The sequence below is a fragment of the Acidithiobacillus sp. HP-2 genome, assembly GCF_015100155.1.
Lineage (GTDB): Bacteria > Pseudomonadota > Gammaproteobacteria > Acidithiobacillales > Acidithiobacillaceae > Acidithiobacillus.
On record NZ_JACKZA010000004.1, the window covers coordinates 55,577 to 74,768 of the forward strand.

23 protein-coding genes are annotated in these 19,192 nt (G+C 53.8%); 18 read left to right on the top strand and 5 right to left on the bottom strand.

The window, feature by feature from the left end; all coding sequences use genetic code 11:
* Position 1 precedes the first annotated feature (1 nt).
* Positions 2 to 967 carry an NYN domain-containing protein gene (locus H7F11_RS04090; RefSeq protein WP_193649925.1) on the top strand — a complete coding sequence of 322 codons (966 nt, stop codon included), beginning with the start codon at positions 2 to 4 and terminating at the stop codon, positions 965 to 967.
* Positions 968 to 977: 10 nt separating this feature from the next.
* Here the strand turns inward: H7F11_RS04090 and argA are convergent, their stop codons facing one another.
* The 4 genes from argA to H7F11_RS04110 all read right to left on the bottom strand — a co-directional run bounded on the left by argA (position 978) and on the right by H7F11_RS04110 (position 3,566).
* Positions 978 to 2,285, bottom strand: coding sequence for an amino-acid N-acetyltransferase (gene argA, locus H7F11_RS04095; protein WP_193649926.1), 1,308 nt, complete (start codon positions 2,283 to 2,285; stop codon positions 978 to 980).
* A gap of 67 nt (positions 2,286 to 2,352) precedes the next feature.
* Positions 2,353 to 2,664 carry a BolA family protein gene (locus H7F11_RS04100; RefSeq protein ID WP_193649927.1) on the bottom strand — a complete coding sequence of 104 codons (312 nt, stop codon included), beginning with the start codon at positions 2,662 to 2,664 and terminating at the stop codon, positions 2,353 to 2,355.
* Positions 2,661 to 2,963, bottom strand: a complete 303-nt coding sequence (locus H7F11_RS04105; RefSeq protein WP_024893514.1) for a YciI family protein — start codon at positions 2,961 to 2,963, stop codon at positions 2,661 to 2,663. Before H7F11_RS04105 ends, H7F11_RS04100 begins: the two co-directional genes overlap by 4 nt.
* A gap of 51 nt (positions 2,964 to 3,014) precedes the next feature.
* The gene (locus tag H7F11_RS04110; RefSeq protein ID WP_193649928.1) at positions 3,015 to 3,566 is read right to left on the bottom strand and encodes a septation protein A; all 552 of its coding nucleotides are present in this window, start codon (positions 3,564 to 3,566) and stop codon (positions 3,015 to 3,017) included.
* Between the two features lie 63 nt (positions 3,567 to 3,629).
* Between H7F11_RS04110 and H7F11_RS04115 the strand changes: the two genes are divergently transcribed.
* Positions 3,630 to 4,493, top strand: coding sequence for an ATP-binding protein (locus H7F11_RS04115; protein WP_193649929.1), 864 nt, complete (start codon positions 3,630 to 3,632; stop codon positions 4,491 to 4,493).
* 25 nt (positions 4,494 to 4,518) lie between these two features.
* Here H7F11_RS04115 and H7F11_RS04120 read toward each other — a convergent pair whose 3' ends face one another.
* A complete protein-coding gene (locus H7F11_RS04120; RefSeq protein WP_065974519.1) occupies positions 4,519 to 5,316 on the bottom strand; it encodes an inositol monophosphatase family protein in 798 nt (265 codons plus the stop codon).
* A 110-nt stretch (positions 5,317 to 5,426) separates the two neighbouring features.
* Here H7F11_RS04120 and H7F11_RS04125 point away from each other — a divergent pair, with 110 nt between their 5' ends.
* The 16 genes from H7F11_RS04125 to phoU all read left to right on the top strand — a co-directional run bounded on the left by H7F11_RS04125 (position 5,427) and on the right by phoU (position 19,192).
* Positions 5,427 to 6,194 (top strand): RNA methyltransferase, encoded by a 768-nt coding sequence (locus H7F11_RS04125; protein WP_193649930.1) that lies wholly within the window; start codon positions 5,427 to 5,429, stop codon positions 6,192 to 6,194.
* Positions 6,195 to 6,244: 50 nt separating this feature from the next.
* Complete coding sequence (gene cysE, locus H7F11_RS04130) at positions 6,245 to 7,000, top strand: serine O-acetyltransferase (protein WP_193649931.1); 756 nt, start codon at positions 6,245 to 6,247, stop codon at positions 6,998 to 7,000.
* A gap of 45 nt (positions 7,001 to 7,045) precedes the next feature.
* Positions 7,046 to 7,537: an Rrf2 family transcriptional regulator gene (locus tag H7F11_RS04135; RefSeq protein WP_193649932.1), complete on the top strand. Its 492-nt coding sequence runs from the start codon at positions 7,046 to 7,048 to the stop codon at positions 7,535 to 7,537.
* Between the two features lie 18 nt (positions 7,538 to 7,555).
* A complete protein-coding gene (locus H7F11_RS04140) occupies positions 7,556 to 8,821 on the top strand; it encodes an IscS subfamily cysteine desulfurase (protein ID WP_227485235.1) in 1,266 nt (421 codons plus the stop codon).
* A 24-nt stretch (positions 8,822 to 8,845) separates the two neighbouring features.
* Complete coding sequence (iscU, locus tag H7F11_RS04145) at positions 8,846 to 9,271, top strand: Fe-S cluster assembly scaffold IscU (protein WP_193649933.1); 426 nt, start codon at positions 8,846 to 8,848, stop codon at positions 9,269 to 9,271.
* A gap of 10 nt (positions 9,272 to 9,281) precedes the next feature.
* On the top strand, positions 9,282 to 9,605 hold the full coding sequence (gene iscA, locus H7F11_RS04150) for an iron-sulfur cluster assembly protein IscA (protein ID WP_193649934.1): 324 nt from the start codon (positions 9,282 to 9,284) through the stop codon (positions 9,603 to 9,605).
* Entirely contained in the window at positions 9,605 to 10,222 is a 618-nt protein-coding gene (gene hscB / locus H7F11_RS04155) for a Fe-S protein assembly co-chaperone HscB (protein ID WP_193649935.1), read from the top strand. Before iscA ends, hscB begins: the two co-directional genes overlap by 1 nt.
* A gap of 103 nt (positions 10,223 to 10,325) precedes the next feature.
* Positions 10,326 to 12,191 carry a Fe-S protein assembly chaperone HscA gene (hscA, locus tag H7F11_RS04160; protein ID WP_193649936.1) on the top strand — a complete coding sequence of 622 codons (1,866 nt, stop codon included), beginning with the start codon at positions 10,326 to 10,328 and terminating at the stop codon, positions 12,189 to 12,191.
* Positions 12,192 to 12,530, top strand: a complete 339-nt coding sequence (fdx, locus tag H7F11_RS04165; RefSeq protein ID WP_075322849.1) for an ISC system 2Fe-2S type ferredoxin — start codon at positions 12,192 to 12,194, stop codon at positions 12,528 to 12,530.
* A complete protein-coding gene (gene iscX, locus H7F11_RS04170; protein WP_010638760.1) occupies positions 12,530 to 12,724 on the top strand; it encodes a Fe-S cluster assembly protein IscX in 195 nt (64 codons plus the stop codon). Before fdx ends, iscX begins: the two co-directional genes overlap by 1 nt.
* A gap of 12 nt (positions 12,725 to 12,736) precedes the next feature.
* Complete coding sequence (mnmA, locus tag H7F11_RS04175; RefSeq protein ID WP_193649937.1) at positions 12,737 to 13,795, top strand: tRNA 2-thiouridine(34) synthase MnmA; 1,059 nt, start codon at positions 12,737 to 12,739, stop codon at positions 13,793 to 13,795.
* A gap of 180 nt (positions 13,796 to 13,975) precedes the next feature.
* Positions 13,976 to 15,238: a DEAD/DEAH box helicase gene (locus H7F11_RS04180; protein ID WP_193649938.1), complete on the top strand. Its 1,263-nt coding sequence runs from the start codon at positions 13,976 to 13,978 to the stop codon at positions 15,236 to 15,238.
* Positions 15,239 to 15,352: 114 nt separating this feature from the next.
* Complete coding sequence (gene phoB, locus H7F11_RS04185; RefSeq protein ID WP_193649939.1) at positions 15,353 to 16,069, top strand: phosphate regulon transcriptional regulator PhoB; 717 nt, start codon at positions 15,353 to 15,355, stop codon at positions 16,067 to 16,069.
* Positions 16,026 to 17,441, top strand: coding sequence for a phosphate regulon sensor histidine kinase PhoR (gene phoR / locus H7F11_RS04190; RefSeq protein ID WP_300252492.1), 1,416 nt, complete (start codon positions 16,026 to 16,028; stop codon positions 17,439 to 17,441). Before phoB ends, phoR begins: the two co-directional genes overlap by 44 nt.
* A gap of 257 nt (positions 17,442 to 17,698) precedes the next feature.
* The gene (gene pstB, locus H7F11_RS04195; protein ID WP_193649940.1) at positions 17,699 to 18,466 is read left to right on the top strand and encodes a phosphate ABC transporter ATP-binding protein PstB; all 768 of its coding nucleotides are present in this window, start codon (positions 17,699 to 17,701) and stop codon (positions 18,464 to 18,466) included.
* 12 nt (positions 18,467 to 18,478) lie between these two features.
* A complete protein-coding gene (phoU, locus tag H7F11_RS04200) occupies positions 18,479 to 19,192 on the top strand; it encodes a phosphate signaling complex protein PhoU (RefSeq protein WP_193649941.1) in 714 nt (237 codons plus the stop codon).

Consider the following 19,192-nt stretch of genomic DNA (forward strand, 5'->3'; position numbering starts at 1 on the left):
CATGAGTAATGGTGAGTTGCATATTGGCGTTTATGTAGATGCGGAAAATGTGCGCTATAACGGTGGCTATGCCATGCGTTATGACGTATTAAGGCGTTTCGCCGCGCGTGAAGATCAGGCGCGCCTGCTGCGCCTGAATACTTATATGGCCGTGGATGGGGAACGCATGAAAAGTGACCGTGAGTACCGGGAAGGTATTCGCAGTTACCAACAGGCGGTTCGTGATCTGGGTTGGAAAATCATTGAAAAACCCGTGCGCTGGTTTGTGGATGAAGAAGGTAACCGGGTTTCAAAAGCCAATGCCGACCTCGACCTGGCGGTTGATGTCATGCTGCAGTCCGAACGACTGGATCAGTTGCTGCTGGTGACCGGAGATGGTGATTTTCTACAGGTAGTCAGGGCGCTGCAAAATAAGGGTTGCCGGGTGGAAGTGCTGGCATTCCGCAATGTTTCCAGAGAATTGCAGCATGAGGCTGACGCTTTTTATTCGGGCTATCTGGTGCCGGGTTTACTCCCCACCCGGGGCGATATGCGCGTCCCTTGGGGAGAAATGGGCTCGCGTATTCGCGGTATTTGTATTCGTTGGGAAGCCGAGCGTGGTTTTGGTTTTATTCGTTTTTTGACCAATATCTCCGCCCGACTCTGGGTGACCGACACGCGTCATGAGGACTCTCCCTACGAATCGGCTTTTGTGCATATTTCCGACTTGCCCCGCGAGCTGGATACGGACGAACTCCCCAGTCGGGATATTATTCTGGAATTTGACATTGAGCCCAGTGAAACCGAAAAAGGCGGATTCATTGCCCGACGCTGTACGGTGGTCAATCGCTATGATGGACGTAGTGGCGGCATGAGCAAACAACCCGAACGGCAGAACCTGGATCGCAGCGAAGAACTGCATTTTGCAGAGACTCGGGAATCTGAGGAAGCAGTCGAACCAGAAGTTCTGGAGGAGACCACGCCTTAAATCAGTTTTCTCAGAGAATCTGAAAAAAAACCTGACTGCGCCGTTGAAAATTATAGAGTTGCTGCCGTGGAACAGGAAGTTCCTCCAGGCTTCCCTGGCGGAATTTACGCTCCAGAAACCAGTGGGTAGTTTGGGTGCTCAACACAAAAATCTGTGACAATTGGCGTTCTCTGGCCCAGTTCTCACAAAACGCCATCAGCCGCTCACCGCGTCCCTGACGACGATAACGGTTGTCCACTGCCAGACAGGCGACCTCCGCCATGCCCTGATCGGGATAAGGATACACGGCCGCGCAGCCAATAATCTTGCCGTCCCGTTCCATCACCACAAAATGATCCGCTTCCATTTCCAGACGCTCACGACTGCGTTTCACCAGAATCCCTTTTTCTTCCAGAGGCCGGATCAAAGCGAGAATGCCGGGAATGTCGGCGACAGTGGCCATCCGCATATGCTCGAAGGAATCTCTGGATATCAGCGTGCCCAGGCCATCGCGGGTAAACAGTTCGCGGAGCAGGGCACCATCCACATGCCGGGAAATCAGATGAACCCGTTCTACGCCTCGGGCACAGGCTGCTCCGGCACTCAGCAGATGCTCGCGGGCATCGGCCGAAATATCCTGACGCTCCAGCAAGCCCGGGATTTCTGAAGAGGTCAGTTGCCGCAGGAGCTGTCCATCTCCATCCAGAATGCCGTCCTCGTCCATGTAAAAAACCAGTTTTGCCGCACCCAAAGCAATGGCTGCAGCGACGGCTACTTCTTCAGCACGGATATTGAACAGGGTTCCGGTAGGAGAAACGCCAATGGGTGAAAGCAGGATAATTTCATCAGCGGCCAGATGCCGTTCCATGGCCTCATTGGCCACCCGCCGTACTTGCCCGGTACTTTGATAATCCACCCCGTCGAGAATACCCAACGGCTGCGCTATGATGAAATTACCGCTGACCACCTGAAGGCCGGCATGCGCCATGGGCGAACCCATTTGTCCTTCGGATAATGCTGCTTCCACCACCAGACGTGCGCCGCCTACCGCTTCCCGCAGTACCTGCATGGCTTCGGGGCTGGTAATGCGCTTACCATCGACGCGCTGGGTTTGTAAGCCATGAACCTGCAGAGCCACATCGATTTGCGGCCCGGCACCATGCACCAGCACCACGTTAATACCCAGGCTGTTGAGCAGGGCAATGTCATGGACCAGACCGCGAATGCTGCCATCGGCAATGGCATCGCCTCCAAAATTGATGACGAAAGTCTGCCCCCTGAAGCGGTGGATATAGGGGGAAGATTCGCGAAAACTGCGGACGAAACTATCAGCAGGCATGTTTTGTTCCTGCAATATCGAACGCAAAGCAGTTATTGTCAGTCAGCAATGATGGCTGTCCGCTACGTTACTGGGTATTCAGCGAGATGGTCGGGCGCCGGGTTTTGGGTTTGTTCAGCGCGGCAAATTCTTCGGGGGTATAAGCTTTGACGGCCAAGGCATGAATTTTTTCCCGTACTGACTCTGTTGCCGCGTTGACCAGCCGGTGACGGGCGAGCGGGGCCATACCTTCGAACTGATGGCAGACAATGCGTAGCTCGTAGTGACCACCACCGTCGGACTGTTCGTGCGAACTGTGGGCCTCACTACGATCCCTGATTTCCAGAAGCTCGGGATGAAGGGCATCTTCAATGAGTTGTTCAAGCACTTGCTTGTTCATGGTAAAAATACTCCTTTGTAGGGACGAACACTGACATCTGCGTAGACGCCAGCACTGAGATAGGGTTCGGCGGCCGCCCAGGCGTGGGCTTCTTCCAGAGAATTAAAACGGGCGATAATCAGGCTGCCGGTAAATCCCGCTTCGCCGGGTTCTTCCGTATCGGCAGCCGGGAAAGGGCCAGCCGTCAGCAGTCGCCCTTCGGATTGCAACTGATGCAGGCGCGCCAGATGATCTCCCCGGGCGTTTTGGCGCTTGCTCAGGGAATTCGGATTATCGGTGCCAATGATGCAGTAATACATAAGCTTGTCCTGTCAATGAATGAGCGGTATCTGTGTTTCCAGCATCGGCGTTCACGAGTCACTGTCTTTAATTTCCTGGGGAAGTGCCCGGGAAATGACCACGGCCTGGAACAGCACAAAAATGATGGTAATGCCGAGCATACCGAAAAGCTTGAAGTCTACCCAGATACCCGTCGAAAAACTGTAGGCCACCGCCAGATTCAGGACCGCGCCAAAAATAAAAAACGTGATCCAGTAGATATTGAGGCGTTTCCAGAAAGACTGCGGCAAAGTAGCCGGCAGTTGACTACCCATCAGGCGTTCAAGCAGGGGCTGTTCCCGCCAATGGGTGAACAACAGGACTCCGGCAAAAAGCAGATAGAGGATGCTGGGTTTGACCTTGATGAAGGTATCATTATGAAAATAGAGAGTCAGGCCACCGAAAATCAGAATCAGCAGAGTGGAGACCCAGGTCATTGTCTCAATGCGTCCACGGCGCCACCACTGCCAGGCCATGAGCACAATGGCGGCAACAATCAGCACTTCTGTAGCCGTATAAATACCATGAATCTTATACGCTACAAAAAAGAGGATAATGGGCAGAAAGTCGGTAAGCAGTTTCATGACGGGACGCAGTAATATAGAGTGGAACGCAGCTATCTAATCACAGAAAGGAGTTTATGGACAGTGGAACGTCAGCATTTGCTTCAAAGTTTAGCAGCGCTGCTGGGGGATAGCAGTGATCATTCCTTGCCGGATTTCGCCAGCATCAAGGCTGCGCGTTGGCGACATTTGCCACTGGGTGGGCGTCTGGAGGCCGTCAGTCGGGTGGATTTGCCGGATATGGATGAGTTGTTGGGTATTGACGAAACCAAGGCGGCCCTGGAACTGAATACCCGGCAGTTTGTGGCCGGATTCCCGGCCAATGACGCCCTGCTCTGGGGCGGAAGGGGAACGGGAAAGTCTTCCCTGGTCAAAGCCTTGCTGCGGCGTTATGCGGATCAGGGCCTGCGTCTGATTGAAATAGATGCGGAAGGCATTCTCGATTTGCCGGAAATACTGGCTGCCCTGCAGGCTGCTGATCCCGAACAACATTATCACTTTGCCCTGTTTTGTGATGATTTGTCTTTTGGTTCTGACGATCCTGGCTATAAGGCCCTCAAATCACTGCTCGATGGCGGTGTGGAGGCGCGGCCCGATAATGTGCTTTTGTATGCCACCAGTAACAGGCGCCATCTCATGCCCCGGCATTTTTCCGACAATGATGAATATCACCGTCATGGCGATGAGATTATTGCGGGCGAAACAGCTGAGGAAAAAATCAGTTTATCTGAGCGTTTTGGATTGTGGCTGGGTTTTTATCCCTTTGATCAGACCATGTATCTGGATATTTGTGCCATCCATTTGCGGCGTCTGAATATGCCGGCGGATCCTGAGCAATGGCAGGAGGAAGCCCTGCGCTGGGCACTGCAGCGTGGCTCCCGCAGCGGGCGGGTAGCCCGCCAGTTTGCCCGGCACTGGGCCGGATCAAAGTCACTGGCAGGACAGTAAAACGCCGCGCCCGAGCTGCGGGTTTTCAGACCTTGGGCTTGTTGATTTCCTGGCTGATGATGTGGAGCATCTGCGCATGTACGCGCAGATTGCCCGCCACGATGTTGCCATTTTCCAGAAATCCCTGGTCCCCCGTAAAGTCGGTAGCGACCCCTCCGGCCTCCTGAACCAGCAGTGCGCCCGCTGCCAGATCCCAGGGTTTGAGGTTGAATTCCCAGAATCCGTCATAACGGCCGGCAGCCACATAAGCCAGATCCAGAGCGGCAGAACCCGGGCGCCGAATGCCTGCAGTTTTCAGCATGAAGGCCTTGAAGGTGGCGAGATAGGTATCCAGATAGGAAAAATCCCGAAAAGGAAACCCGGTACCCAGAAGCGCGCCATCCAGATCTTTGCGTTGGGCAATACGCAGGCGGCGATCATTGAGATGGGCGCCGCCCCCGCGCGTCGCGGTAAACAGCTCATCGTGGATGGGATTGTAAATAACTGCATGTTCCAGTCGGTCAAAATGTTTAATGCCAATGGAAACACAGAGCTGTGGCATGCCATGAATGAAATTGGTGGTGCCGTCGAGAGGATCGATAATCCATTCAAAATCCTTGTCAGGAATCCGGTTGCCTTCTTCGGCCAGAATGCCATGATCCGGGTAGGCGCGGCGGATGATTTCGACAATGGCGGCCTCGGCGCGTTGATCCACGTCGGTCACAAAGTCATTGTGCGCTTTGCTGGTGATGGTGATTTCATTGACCCGGGCAAAACTGCGATTGATGATGTCGCCGGCTTTACGGGCGGCACGGATAGCGGTAACTAATATGGGATGCTGCATGGGAACCCTATGGCAAAACAAATTGGGTCCAGTATAAAGGAGAACGGCAATGACCGCACGAATAGCGCTGTGCATCAAACTAAACAGCGCGTGATCAGGAGTAAGATAGCTTGAGTACAAAATTTCTGGAGGGGCTGCGGGTGGTTCTGGTGGAAACCAGCCATCCGGGCAATATTGGCGCGACTGCCCGCGCCATGAAAGTGATGGGACTGCAACATCTGGTCCTGGTGAATCCTCGTTTTTTTCCTCATCCTGAAGCGACAGCACTGGCATCAGGTGCCGAGGATATTCTTGAACGGGCGCAAGTCTCAGAAGACCTTGCTGCAGCCTTGCAGGGCTGCAGCAAGGTCTATGGAACCAGTGCCCGGGATCGCCGCATTCAGTGGCCCGTGCTGGATGCCCGCGAGGCGGCTGTGGAAATGGTTACGGAGCTTGCTGACGGAAATTGTGCGCTGGTTTTTGGCCGTGAGCGCACGGGGCTCAGCAATGAGGAGCTGGATCACTGTCAGGTTCTGGTGAATATTCCCACGGCGGAATTATATCATTCCCTGAATCTTGGTCAGGCGGTGCAGGTTCTGGCTTACGAACTGCACATGGCGACTCTTCAGGCAAATCTGGAGCTGCACCCTGATCCCGCTGTAACCAGCGTAGAACTGGCAGCGCCTATGGAGGACATGGAAGGTTTTTATGGTCATCTGGAGCAGGTTCTGCGGCAAAGTGGTTTTTTACAGGAAATTCGTGCCATCCGGATGATGCGTCGATTGCGCCGTCTTTATGATCGGGCCCGGCCTACGGCTAATGAAGTCAATATTCTGCGCGGCATTCTCACCGAAATACAGCGCTGGGCGACGAATAGTAGACAAAAAGGGTCGGGATAGTCTTTAATGCGGGCTGACAAGGGCGCGTAAAACCTGGAGGAACATAACGAATGGCTGGTCATTGGCGTGCTGACCTGGATGCCGTATTTGCCCGTGATCCTGCCGCCCGCAATCGTCTTGAGGTTTTGCTGACCTATCCCGGTGTGCATGCCCTGTTTATGCACCGTCTTGCCCATGGGCTATGGAAACGGCGCTGGCACTTGCTGGCCCGCAGTCTCGCGGCTTTTTCCCGTTTTTGGACGGGCATTGAAATTCATCCTGGTGCCTGCATTGGGCAGCGCTTTTTTATTGATCATGGCATGGGTGTAGTGATCGGTGAGACGGCAGAAATTGGTGACGATTGTACGCTTTATCATGGCGTTACCCTGGGTGGAACGTCCTGGCAACCGGGCAAGCGTCATCCCACATTGGGTAATGGCGTGATTGTCGGCGCGGGGGCCAAAGTGCTGGGACCCATTATGGTTGGCGATCAGGCCCGGGTTGGTTCCAATGCGGTCGTGGTCAAATCGGTTCCGGCAGGGGCGACAGTGGTGGGGATTCCCGGCCGGATCGTGAATAAAGGGGAACAACACCCGGATAATTTTGAGGCCTATGGACTGACCGGGCAGATGCCTGACCCGGTAGCGCGAGCGATAGAATGCATGCTTGAACACATGCATCGTCAGGATGCCGAAATCACCCAGATCAGGTCCGGATTGCAACAATTACAGCCGCGTGAAGCCTTGATGCCGGTCGAGGAAATCGCTTGTTCTCTGGAAGCAGAGCCGGATTCTGCTGAACAGGGAACTTCAAAACAGAATACTTGACTAAATTAGTACAGATAGTAGGATGTGCAGCAGAGGTTATCTGATATGAAATTGACGACGAAAGGCCGCTATGCCGTGACAGCCATGCTGGATTTGGCTCTGCACCAGAGTGACGGCGTGGTGACGGTAGCGGATGTTTCCCAACGTCAGCAAATATCAGTGGCTTATCTGGAGCAGTTGTTTGGACGTATGCGGCGCTTCGGGCTGATTGAAAGTGTACGTGGGCCTGGTGGGGGTTATCGGCTGGCTGTGCCGGATTCGGAAATTCCCCTGACCATGATTGTCGAGGCGGTTAATGAGTCCATCAGTACAACCCAATGTGGTGGAGAACCACAAAACTGCTGCAAGGGTGAAGGCCAGCAATGCCTGACCCATGATTTGTGGGAAGAATTGGGCGAGCGTATCGCCAGTTTTCTCGGGAATATCACCTTGGGTGATCTGGTTGCCCGACATTTACAAAAAGAATCGGCGCAGGGTGTGCCGGTTCGTATGCAAAATCGTCATGCGTTGCGTGCGGCAACACATGATACCGCTTGATACCGTGAGGTGCAGAAAATGAATCAACCCCAAATTATCGACCTGGAAAGCAAGAAACCCTTGCTGATTGACCCGGATCGTCCCATTTATCTGGATTATCAGGCGACCACGCCGGTAGACCCACAGGTGTTGGAACAGATGCTGCCTTATTTGACCCATGATTTTGGCAATGCAGCGAGCCGTTCCCATGCTTATGGCTGGACAGCAGAAAAGGCCGTCGAAAAAGCCCGTCAGCAGGTGGCGGATGCGCTTCATGCGGATCCCCGGGAAATTGTCTGGACCTCAGGCGCAACAGAAGCCACCAATCTGGCCCTGAAAGGCGCGGCGCATTTTTATTCCGGCAAGGGCAAGCACATTATCACCCTGCGCACCGAGCACAAAGCGACTCTGGACACCTGCCGTCAGTTGGAGCGGGAAGGTTTTGAGGTCACTTATCTGGAGGTTCAGGAAGATGGTCTGCTCGATCTGAAGGCTTTCGAAGCCGCCATTCGCCCGGATACCATCATCGCCTCGGTGCTGTTCGTGAATAATGAGATCGGTGTCATCCAGCCCATGGAAGAAATTGGCCGGATTTTGCGGACGCACAAGGTACTTTTTCATGTGGATGCGGTGCAGGCCCTGGGTAAGATACCAGTAGATGTAGAAGCCATTCAGGCGGACATGATGAGCGTGTCCGGACACAAGATTTATGGCCCCAAAGGCATCGGTGCTCTGTATGTCCGGCGTAAGCCCCGAGTGCGCGTGGAGGCTCAGGTGCATGGTGGTGGTCACGAACGGGGCATGCGTTCAGGCACTTTGCCCACGCACCAGATTGTTGGTATGGGAGCAGCTGCGGAACTGGCCGTTCAATTGATGGATGCTGATGCCCAAAGAATTGGTAAATTGCGCGATCGTCTGCTCAAAGGCATTCAGGATCGTGTTGAGGAAACCTATATTAATGGCAGCATGGAACATCGGGTTCCGCATAACCTGAACATCAGTTTTGCCTTTGTTGAAGGCGAATCTCTGATTATGGCGCTGAAGGAAATCGCGGTTTCCAGCGGTTCAGCCTGTACTTCAGCCAGTCTGGAGCCGTCTTACGTGCTTCGGGCACTGGGTAAGTCCGATGAGTTGGCCCATAGTTCCATTCGTTTCGGTATTGGGCGCTTTACGACCGAGGCGGAAATCGATGCCACCATCGAGTTGATTGCGGGCAAGGTGGGCAAATTGCGGGAGTTGTCACCGCTTTGGGAAATGCATCTGGAAGGCATAGATCTTAACAGTATTCAGTGGGCCGCACATTAAGGCCCTCAAGCAAGGAGAATAGTCATGGCATACAGCGAAAAAGTGATTGATCATTATGAAAATCCCCGGAATGTCGGGGCGATGGACAAGGATGATAGTGGGGTTGGCACCGGCATGGTAGGCGCGCCCGCATGTGGAGACGTCATGCGTCTGCAGATCAAGGTAAACGAGCAGGGCATCATCGAAGATGCCAAGTTCAAGACTTATGGTTGCGGTTCGGCCATTGCCTCCAGCTCACTGGTTACCGAGTGGGTCAAGGGTAAAACACTTGACGAGGCCATGACGATCAAAAACAGTCATATTGCCGAAGAGCTGGAACTGCCCCCCGTCAAAATCCACTGTTCTGTGCTGGCAGAAGATGCTATCAAGGCGGCTGTGGAAGACTATCGCAGCAAGCAGGGTGCCGGGCACAGTCATGCTGAAGTGGCTGCCGCCCAGGTGGCACACTAAGGATACGGTCATGGCTTTGACTTTATCGGAAAGCGCAGTCCAGCAGGTTCGCAAGAGCATAGCCAAACGTGGTAAAGGCTTGGGAATCCGTATTGGTGTCAAAACCAGCGGCTGCTCCGGCTTATCCTATGTGATGGAATTTGTGGATGCCCCCAATCCGGAAGATATGGTTTTTCCCCATGATGATGTGAGTCTGTTCGTGGATCCGAAAAGCCTTATTTATCTGGACGGGACGGAGCTGGATTTTACCCGTGAAGGCCTGAATGAAGGGTTTCGCTTCAACAACCCCAATGTGAAGGACTCCTGCGGCTGCGGCGAGAGCTTCACGACCTGATGGCGGAAGTATGCATTCAGTGCGGGGCGGAGCTCAATGCTCCCCCCGCACTTTGTCATTCCTGTGGGGCCATTCAGCCCTTTCGTGCGGAGTTGTCACTGTTCGGTGTGGTCGGGTTGCCGGAAAGCTATGATCTGAATCTGCAGGAATTACGGAGTCAGGTATTGCAGTTGCAGAAAATCCTGCATCCCGACCGCTTTGCCCGGGCAGATGCGACGACCCGGCGCTTTTCCCTGGAGTGGAGTACCCGGCTGAATGAAGCGCTGGCGGTACTGCGTGATCCCCTGAAGCGTGCGGACTATTTGTTGCAACGTCAGGAAATTGATGCCCTGGGTGAGCAGGTCAAGGTAGCTGATCCGTCACTGCTGATGACCCAGATGATGTATCGGGAGCGTCTGGAAGATGTGCTTGCAGCCAGGGACCAGAACGGGTTGGACCAATTGCGTGGAGAAGTGGAAGACGCTTCATCCAAAGCGGTAAACAAGCTTCACATCCTCTTGAAAAAGCTGCCCTGTGAACAGGTTGACGAGGCTGGATCTGTACTGCGTGAGTTACAGTTTCTGGACAAACTCCTGGGTGAAATTGATCGTGGCGAAGAGTCTTTGCAAAATCTGTAGTTTTTGGATATGTCACACGAACTTTTAAGATAAAGCCTGGCGTAGTTGCTTTGCAGGGACCATACGCAGAGCTTTTTATCATGAACAAACAAGGTGCTATAGCATGGCTTTAATGCAAATTGCAGAACCGGGCATGACTGCTGATCCGCATCAGCGGCGGCTGGCTGTCGGGATTGATCTGGGAACTACCCATTCTCTGGTAGCTTCCGTTTTGTCTGCGCTGCCGACGGTCATGCGCAACCATGATGGGCAATATTTGTTACCCTCGGTGGTGCGCTACTGCGAAGACGACAAGGTGGTTGTGGGTTATCCGGCACAGGCGGCAGCGGGGCAGGATCCCCACAACACTATTGCTTCGGTCAAGCGTTTTATGGGTCGTGGTCATGAAGACGTCCAACTTTTGGCCGGGCACTTACCCTACGATCTGGTACCCGCTGAAGGCATGATTCGTCTGCGCACGCGTGCGGGTGAAAAGTCCCCCGTTGAGGTTTCTGCAGAAATTCTTAAGGTTCTGAAAGATCTGGCCGTGGAAACGCTGGGATCTGAGCCCGAGGGTGCCGTCATTACCGTGCCCGCCTATTTTGATGAGGCGCAGCGGCAGGCGACCAAAGATGCTGCCCGACTTGCTGGCTTGAATGTTTTGCGCCTGCTGGCCGAGCCCACGGCGGCGGCAGTGGCGTATGGACTGGATAAAAAAAGTGAAGGTCTTTTTGCCATTTATGACCTCGGCGGCGGCACTTTTGATATCTCCATTTTACGCCTGCAGGCGGGAGTGTTTGAAGTGCTGGCAACTGCCGGCGATACGGCCCTGGGTGGCGATGACATGGACCATGCCATCGCTGAATGGTTGATGGCGGAGAGTGGTATCCATCTGGATGATCCACTCTGGCGTCGTCAAGTTCTGCAACAGGCGCGGCAGGCCAAGGAAGCCCTGACAGATCAGGAGCAGGTTGAGCTGACGCTGGACTCCGGGCAGGGTGCTCCCCGCGTCATCCAATTGACGCGAAAGCAGCTTGAAACCCTCATTCAGCCTGTTTTGCAGCGCACCCTTCCGGCCTGCCGGCGCGCCCTGCGTGATGCGGGTCTGAAAGTGGCGGATGTGGATGGGGTGGTGTTAGTGGGAGGGGCAACCCGGGTTCCGGCCCTGCGTCGTCTGGTATCCGAATTTTTTCAGCAGCCGGTATTGACTGATATTGATCCTGATCAGGTGGTGGCTTTGGGTGCGGCCATTCAGGCCGATGCGTTGGTGGGCAATCAGCGTGAAGATTTACTGTTGATGGATGTTTTACCCCTTTCTTTGGGCCTGGAGACCATGGGCGGGTTGGTGGAAAAAATTATACCCAGGAATACCCCTATCCCCGCTGCCAAAGCCCAGGAGTTCACGACTTTCAAGGACGGCCAGACGGCCATGAGCATTCATGTGCTCCAGGGGGAGCGGGACCTGGTGCAGGATTGTCGCTCTCTGGCGCGTTTCAGTTTGCGGGGGATTCCCCCTATGGTAGCCGGAGCTGCCCGGATTCGCGTGACCTTTCAGGTTGATGCCGATGGCTTGTTGACGGTATCTGCAGAAGAAACTAGTACGGGCGTGCGTTCCGAGGTGCTGGTTAAACCCAGTTTTGGCCTCAATGACGAGGAAATTGCCCGCATGCTCCAGGATTCTTTTGCGCATGGAGCTGAAGACATAGCGCATCGGCGTCTTTCCGAAGCACGGGTGGAAGGGGAAAGGGTGCGTGAAGCCTTGCAAGGTGCCTTATCGACTGATGCTGCCTTGCTGCAAGCGGACGAAAAAGCCCAATTGGATGCCGCCAGTGAGCATTTAGAGCAGTGTTTGGCAGGCAGTGACGCAGATGCCATCAGTAAAGCCGCCGAGGCAGTGGAAGCTGCAGCCGAACCTCTGGTGCAACGACGCATGGATAGTGCCTTGCGGCGGGCTATTGCCGGCCGTTCCATAGATGACCTGGGAGAGTGAATGACTAAAATACAAGTACTGCCCAATGCTGAACTTTGCCCCGAAGGAGCGGAGTTTGAGGCGGAGCCGGGAGAAACCATTATTGCTGCGGCCATGCGCAACCATATAGCGATTGAACATGCCTGTGAAATGTCCTGTGCCTGTACGACCTGTCATGTCATTTTGCGGGAAGGTTTTGACAGCCTCGAAGCCGCCGAAGAAAAAGAGGAGGATCTTCTTGACAAGGCCTGGGGTCTTGAGCCCACTTCGCGCCTGAGTTGTCAGGCCAAAGTGGCGGAAACCCCTCTCGTCATTGAAATACCCAAGTACACCATCAACCTGGAAAAGGAGCGGCACTGATGCATTGGGGTGATACCATGGATATTGTTTTCGCGCTGGATGAAGCACATCCCGATGCGGATGTGCAGTTGCTCCGATTTACAGATTTGCATCGCTGGATTGTCGAACTTGCAGATTTTGATGATGATCCTGAAAAGTCCAGTGAAGGGGTTCTCGAAGCCATCCAGATGGCCTGGCTGGCAGAGCGGGACTAAGGACAGATTAACATGACGGCACCCAAGGCATTGGTGGCACTTTCCGGCGGTGTGGATTCAGCGGTAGCGGCGATTCTCATGCAGGAACAAGGCTATGACCTGGTCGGCGTCACCATGCGTCTCTGGCCGAAAAGTCGTTGTTGCGACGAGAAAGATATTGAAGACGCAGCCGAAGTCTGTGCCCGGCTCAATATCCCTTATCAGGTTCTGGATTACCGCGAGGCTTTTCGCCAGCAGGTTGTGGATGTGTTTGTGGCAGAATATCAGGCGGGGCGAACGCCCAATCCCTGTGCCCGCTGCAATCAGTTTCTCAAGTTCGAAGCCCTGTTGAAAGAAGGTAAAAAGCTGGGTGCCACGATTCTGGGTACGGGTCATTATGCCCGTCTTCAGGAAACCCCTTCCGGGATGTCTTTGCTGCGGGGTGAGGACGCAGCAAAAGATCAGTCCTATTTTCTGTTTGCGCTGAATGCCGGTCTGTTGCCGCAGCTGCGTTTCCCGGTGGGTGAAATGAACAAGGACGCGGTTCGGGCCATCGCCCGGCGGCACGCTTTGCCGGTGGCAACCAAGCAGGACTCTCAGGATATCTGTTTTGTTCCGGACGGGGACTACCGGCGTTTCCTGGCGGATTATGCCGGCCTTGATATGGAGCAGGAAGGGGAGATGGTCGATAGCAGCGGTCAAATCATCGGGCATCATTCCGGAACCCTGAATTTTACCGTAGGACAGCGCAAAGGTCTGGGTGGCGGCAATGGCCAGCCGCGCTACGTGCTGGCTCTGGATCCGGTTCGTAATCAGGTGCGAGTCGGTAGCGAAAATGAATTGTATCAGCCTCAGGCCTTTTTGCAGGACTGCAACTGGCTGACGCCCCTGCCTGCTTCGGATGAACACCCTGTGACCGTCAAGTTGCGTTATCGCTCGCGCCCGGAGCCGGGGCTGTTGCTCCTGAAGGAAGATGGTCGTGCCGAAATTCGCTTTCATGAAGCACAACGGGCTATTACTCCCGGTCAGGCGGCGGTGTGTTATCAGGGCGAGCGTCTGATTGGTGGTGGCTGGATCAGATTGAAGGTTTGACGGCGAAATTTGCCGATTAACTCATTTTATTCTAGTATTTATGTTTATATTCTGATAAAGTCCGTTCGCCATCATGATACAGTCTATATGATGGCCCTTTGCATTGGTCCCCACCTTGAGAAGCGTCTGCCCAGACTGACGCCCTAGCGGCGAGGCCGGTGTTTTTTTGGAGTAAATCCCATGTCGTCTGATTTTGCATCTCTCGGTCTTTCCGAGCCCATCTGGCGTGCTGCAGCGGAACGCGGTTATACCACCCCCACACCTATTCAGGAACAAGCCATACCGGTGGTCATGTCAGGCGTGGATTTGCTGGCTGGTGCGCAAACCGGCACGGGCAAAACGGCTGCTTTTGCCATGCCCATTCTCCACAAACTGGCCGCCACGTCGGAAACTGCGTTTCATGGTCCCTCCAGCGTGCGCGCCCTGGTGTTGGTCCCTACCCGGGAACTGGCTGCCCAGGTAGAAGAAAGCGTGCAGCTTTACGGAAAGAATTTGTCTTTGCGCTCCCTGATTCTGATCGGTGGCGTCAAAATCAATCCCCAAATGCAGAAGTTGCGACGCAGTGTGGATGTGCTGGTGGCGACGCCAGGGCGCCTTCTGGATCATATTCAGCAACGCAGTGTGGATTTGTCGCATGTTGAAATTCTGGTTCTGGATGAAGCGGATCGTATGCTGGATATGGGTTTTATCCGGGATATTCGACGGATTCTGGCAGTGTTGCCCAAAAAGCGTCAGAACCTGTTGTTTTCTGCAACTTTTTCCCCGGAAATCAGAACCCTGGCAGACGGCCTCCTGAATAATCCGGTCAGTGTCGAAGTGGCCAGTCGTAACGCCACTGCCGATACGGTTTCCCAGCGCTTTTTGGCGGTGGATCAGGATCGTAAAAGAGAACTCCTGACACATCTTATCGGTGAACAGCAATGGCATCAGGTGCTGGTGTTTACCCGAACCAAGCATGGTGCGGATCGACTGGCGAAACATCTCTCCCAGGGGGGCATGCAGGCCATGGCCATTCACGGTGATAAAAGCCAGGGTGCCCGTACTCGTGCCTTGGCTGAATTTAAGGAAGGTAAGGTGCGGGTGTTGGTGGCTACGGACATTGCAGCACGAGGTATTGATATCAGTGAGTTGCCCCATGTAGTGAACTTTGAACTGCCGCATGTGCCGGAGGACTATGTGCACCGCATTGGGCGTACCGGCCGCGCCGGGAATAATGGTCAGGCGGTTTCTCTGGTCAGCGTCGATGAACGTAAACAATTGGCGGACGTAGAGAAACTTCTGAAGCGCTCCTTTACTAAAGAAACCATTGTGGGTTTCGAGCCCAAGCAAAGCTTTTCCAGTCAGCCGCATGCGCCGCATACGCGTCGTCCGACCGCGCCCGGCGTTCAGCGCCGGGCGCCTTCACGTCCGACTGGTGGTGGGAATCGGTTTCGGGATCGATAAAATCCGCTCATAAATGTTGCTGGACAGTATCTGTCTGGTTTTTCGGCTTGGCAGACCCCCCGCTGATCAGTCACAATGCCGGGGGAAGGGGCGTCAATCCGAGATAAGGCAGATATGGAAGAAGAAAAGATTTCCTCTGCACGCATTCTGGTTGTTGAGGATGAAGAGGGTATTCAGGAATTGTTGCGGGTTGCCCTGAATCGTCAGGGTTTTGAGGTGCGTTGCGAAGGCAGTGTGGAATCCGCTGAGCCGGCGCTCCAGAGTTGGGCACCTCAGCTCGTTATTCTGGACTGGATGCTACCGGGTGAAAATGGTCTTGCCTGGTGTCGGGCCTTGCGTCGTTGTGAAGAAACCCAAAAACTGCCGATCATTCTTCTGACTGCCCGGGGTGAGGAAGGGGATAGGGTGCATGGCCTGGAATCGGGGGCAGATGATTATCTGGCCAAGCCCTTTTCACCACGTGAGCTGGTGGCCCGCGTCAACGCCTTGTTGCGCCGCAGTTATGGTAATAATTCTGCCGGTGTGGTGAAGCTGGGTGAGTTGCATGTCGACCTGCGCGCGCATCGGGTTTATGTCAAAGATGTCCAGTTGCATCTGGGGCCCACGGAATTTCGTTTGTTGCGCCTGTTTGTGACCAATCCTGATCGGGTTTTTTCTCGCGACATGTTGTTGGATCAGATTTGGGGCAGACAAAGTTTTATCGAAGAACGCACTGTCGATGTCCATATCCGCCGTTTACGGCGGGTTCTTGACGAATACGGTCACGCGCCCTTGATTGAGACAGTTCGTGGTGAAGGTTACAGATGTAGTGCAGTGGTCGGTGACGTATGAATATGGCACTACCCAAAATTCTGAACAAACTCTTTTTGTTTTTGTGAAAACCTTGCGCGCATGGTTTTATCCGCTGGCCGTATGGGCGCTGATTCCCCTTTTTCTGACCGCAGACAGTTTGCGTGCCTGGTCTTATTTACCTCCAGTGATCATCGCCTTGATTCTGGCGATCTGGGTTGCCTGGCATCGGCAACAATCCCAAAGTTTCAGTGCCTGGTTCCGTAATCCCGATACTCATCTTCCCCCCCTCGCTGGAGGGCTCTGGGAGGAAACGTTTGCCGACGGTTATCACTGGCGGCGGGACCAGGAGGCCCGACAACGTCAGTTAAGTGCCCAGATTCTTCAGCTGCGCGATGCGCTCCAGGCAATGCCAGACGTGGTAGTGCTCATGGATGAGCGCGGTCAGTTGGTCTGGGTTAATCCTTCAGGTATTCGCCTCTTGCAACTGCAATGGCCGGATGATGTTGGCAAACCCCTGGCCTTCTGGTTGCGTACTCCCAATCTGCGGGCATTTTTAAGCGGTGAGGGCCCTTCAAGTTTGCAACTGGCTGCTCCATCAGATGCCCAGTTGTTTTTGGAGGGCGTGCGTTATCCTTTGGCTGATGCCGGAGCTTTGGTGATTTTTCGGGATGTGACCCGCATTCGCCAACTGGAGCAGGTACGTCAGGATTTTGTGGCCAATGTTTCCCATGAACTACGCAGCCCGCTGACCGTGGTGCGGGGCTTCCTTGAAAACCTGTTGGATGGCCCTCTTGCCGATGATGAAGAAGTTGGCAGCCAGTTGCATTTGATGGAGCAGCAAACCCTGCGGATGCAATCCCTCGTTGAGGATTTGCTTTCGCTGGCGCGTATGGAGGCGGCTGAAGCCGAACCAGAGCGCTGTGATACCGTCATTTTCAGTGCACTGATTGAGGGCGTGCTGGACACGCTCAAGCCCAATATATCCGAAAAAAGGCTGAAAATTCACACGCAGCTGGACGAGACTCTGGGTATTTTTGCGGAGCAGGTAGACTTGACCAGTATCATCCGTAATCTCCTTGAAAATGCTATCAAGTACACGCCCGCAGGACGCAGCATCACCATCAGTTGGGGCCGTGTTCCCGATGGTCTCATGCTGATGGTGCAGGATACGGGAGATGGGATTGCTGCAGAGCACCTGCAAAGAATTACGGAACGTTTTTATCGGGTGGACAAGGGAAGATCCCGGCGGATGGGAGGTACGGGTCTGGGACTTGCCATTGTTCGCCATGCGGTAGAACGCTATCAGGGCCATTTGGATGTACATAGCGAAATTGGCCAGGGAACGGTATTTACCGCACTGTTCCCCTTGTCTCTGGCGCGCAGTGCAGTCAGCGGTGAAGATCTGTCATAAAACGGTAATAAAACTCTGCTATTGTAGGCTGCTTATGTTGGTAGGCTTCACCCCAGAAGGTTGCGGATCAATTTGAAAATTAAAAATGAATGCAAGACACGTCGGCGTCAGTGTGTTGCCGAAAATATTTCAGTTTGCCATGAGTCCTGCGATGAGTGGCAAAATCTTGCCTGGGCGGGTGCGTTAATGGCTACCCTCGCCGTGTTGGTTTTGAGCCTTGGATCACGTTTAATTATTAAAGACAGGAGCCCGCGTTAATGTCGGAACTTCAGAATACCAAAATTGCTGTTCGTCACCTGGATTTTTACTACGGGAGTAATAAATCCCTCAAGGATATCAATCTGGAAATGCCGGAGAAGCAGGTCACCGCTTTTATCGGTCCTTCGGGTTGTGGCAAGTCAACCTTGCTACGGGTATTTAACCGGATGTATTCACTTTATCCCGGGCAACGCGCTACCGGTGAGGTGTTGCTGGATGGGGAAAATATTCTTTCCCCCAGTATGGACGTCAACATGTTGCGGGCCAAAATCGGCATGGTGTTTCAAAAGCCGACACCTTTCCCGATGTCGATTTACGATAATATCGCCTTCGGCATCAAGCTCTATGAAAAACTCCGCAAGGTGGAAATGGATGAGCGGGTGGAAGAAGCCCTGCGTCAGGCCGCTCTCTGGGATGAGGTCAAGGATAAACTCAAGACCAGTGGTTTGGGTCTTTCCGGAGGGCAACAGCAACGTCTGTGTATTGCCCGCGCCGTTGCGGTAAAACCCGAAGTGATTTTGCTGGATGAACCCACTTCCGCTCTCGACCCGATAGCAACCCTGAAAATTGAAGAACTGGTCAGTGAGTTGCGCAATCAGTTCACCATTCTCATTGTGACCCACAATATGCAGCAGGCTGCGCGCGTGTCTGATTACACGGCCTTTATGTATATTGGCGAAATGGTAGAGTTTGGCCAGACCAACCAATTATTTACCAATCCGGCCAAGAAACAGACGGAAGATTACATCACGGGTCGTTATGGTTAAGGAGAACTGAACATGGATAAAGATCAGCATATTTCCCAACGTTTCAATGATGACTTGAACGAAGTTCATGAGCTGGTTCTGGCGATGGGTGGGGTCGTTGAAGAACAAATCAGCAATGCCATTCGCGCATTACAGACCGGGGATAATGACCTGGCCAGGGAAGTGGTAGCCCGGGACCATGAAGTCAATGGATATGAAGTACGGATTGAAGAGGAATGTATCAATATCCTCGCAATGCGCCAGCCGGCGGCCTCGGACTTACGTCTGGTCATGACGCTCATCAAAAGTATTGCCGATCTTGAGCGCATGGGCGATAAGGCCAGCAAGATTGCGGATATGGTGTTGGCCATGGGGCATGGGACGCGCAATTCCAACCCGGCCTTCATGCGCGATGTGGGCGTCATGGCAGATTATGCGCTGAATATGCTGCGTCGGGCCATGGATGCCCTGGCTCGGGCAGACGCTGAACAGGCCATTGCCATTGCCAAGGGTGACGAGGTTCTCAATCAGGAGTACCGGTCTGCCCTGCGTCGCCTGATTACCTACATGATGGAAGATCCACGCACCATTACACCAGCAATTGATGCCCTGTTTATTGCCAAGGCCATAGAGCGTATTGGCGATCATGCCCGCAACATTTGTGAGTATGTGATTTATCTTGCCAAGGGCAAAAATGTCCGGCATCTTCCCCTGGATCAGGTTGAGCAAAGCCTCCAGGGGAAATAA

What these genes read in the sequence shown, in the direction of transcription:
- hscA (WP_193649936.1), top strand. Translation starts at nt 10,326, where the DNA reads ATGGCTTTAATGCAAATTGCAGAACCGGGCATGACTGCTGATCCGCAT.
- H7F11_RS04110 (WP_193649928.1), bottom strand. Translation starts at nt 3,566, where the DNA reads ATGAAACTGCTTACCGACTTTCTGCCCATTATCCTCTTTTTTGTAGCG.
- H7F11_RS04105 (WP_024893514.1), bottom strand. Translation starts at nt 2,963, where the DNA reads ATGTATTACTGCATCATTGGCACCGATAATCCGAATTCCCTGAGCAAG.
- fdx (WP_075322849.1), top strand. Translation starts at nt 12,192, where the DNA reads ATGACTAAAATACAAGTACTGCCCAATGCTGAACTTTGCCCCGAAGGA.
- argA (WP_193649926.1), bottom strand. Translation starts at nt 2,285, where the DNA reads ATGCCTGCTGATAGTTTCGTCCGCAGTTTTCGCGAATCTTCCCCCTAT.
- mnmA (WP_193649937.1), top strand. Translation starts at nt 12,737, where the DNA reads ATGACGGCACCCAAGGCATTGGTGGCACTTTCCGGCGGTGTGGATTCA.
- hscB (WP_193649935.1), top strand. Translation starts at nt 9,605, where the DNA reads ATGGCGGAAGTATGCATTCAGTGCGGGGCGGAGCTCAATGCTCCCCCC.
- pstB (WP_193649940.1), top strand. Translation starts at nt 17,699, where the DNA reads ATGTCGGAACTTCAGAATACCAAAATTGCTGTTCGTCACCTGGATTTT.
- iscX (WP_010638760.1), top strand. Translation starts at nt 12,530, where the DNA reads ATGCATTGGGGTGATACCATGGATATTGTTTTCGCGCTGGATGAAGCA.
- H7F11_RS04100 (WP_193649927.1), bottom strand. Translation starts at nt 2,664, where the DNA reads ATGAACAAGCAAGTGCTTGAACAACTCATTGAAGATGCCCTTCATCCC.
- phoU (WP_193649941.1), top strand. Translation starts at nt 18,479, where the DNA reads ATGGATAAAGATCAGCATATTTCCCAACGTTTCAATGATGACTTGAAC.
- phoB (WP_193649939.1), top strand. Translation starts at nt 15,353, where the DNA reads ATGGAAGAAGAAAAGATTTCCTCTGCACGCATTCTGGTTGTTGAGGAT.
- H7F11_RS04120 (WP_065974519.1), bottom strand. Translation starts at nt 5,316, where the DNA reads ATGCAGCATCCCATATTAGTTACCGCTATCCGTGCCGCCCGTAAAGCC.
- H7F11_RS04180 (WP_193649938.1), top strand. Translation starts at nt 13,976, where the DNA reads ATGTCGTCTGATTTTGCATCTCTCGGTCTTTCCGAGCCCATCTGGCGT.
- H7F11_RS04090 (WP_193649925.1), top strand. Translation starts at nt 2, where the DNA reads ATGAGTAATGGTGAGTTGCATATTGGCGTTTATGTAGATGCGGAAAAT.
- H7F11_RS04140 (WP_227485235.1), top strand. Translation starts at nt 7,556, where the DNA reads ATGAATCAACCCCAAATTATCGACCTGGAAAGCAAGAAACCCTTGCTG.
- iscA (WP_193649934.1), top strand. Translation starts at nt 9,282, where the DNA reads ATGGCTTTGACTTTATCGGAAAGCGCAGTCCAGCAGGTTCGCAAGAGC.
- iscU (WP_193649933.1), top strand. Translation starts at nt 8,846, where the DNA reads ATGGCATACAGCGAAAAAGTGATTGATCATTATGAAAATCCCCGGAAT.
- H7F11_RS04135 (WP_193649932.1), top strand. Translation starts at nt 7,046, where the DNA reads ATGAAATTGACGACGAAAGGCCGCTATGCCGTGACAGCCATGCTGGAT.
- cysE (WP_193649931.1), top strand. Translation starts at nt 6,245, where the DNA reads ATGGCTGGTCATTGGCGTGCTGACCTGGATGCCGTATTTGCCCGTGAT.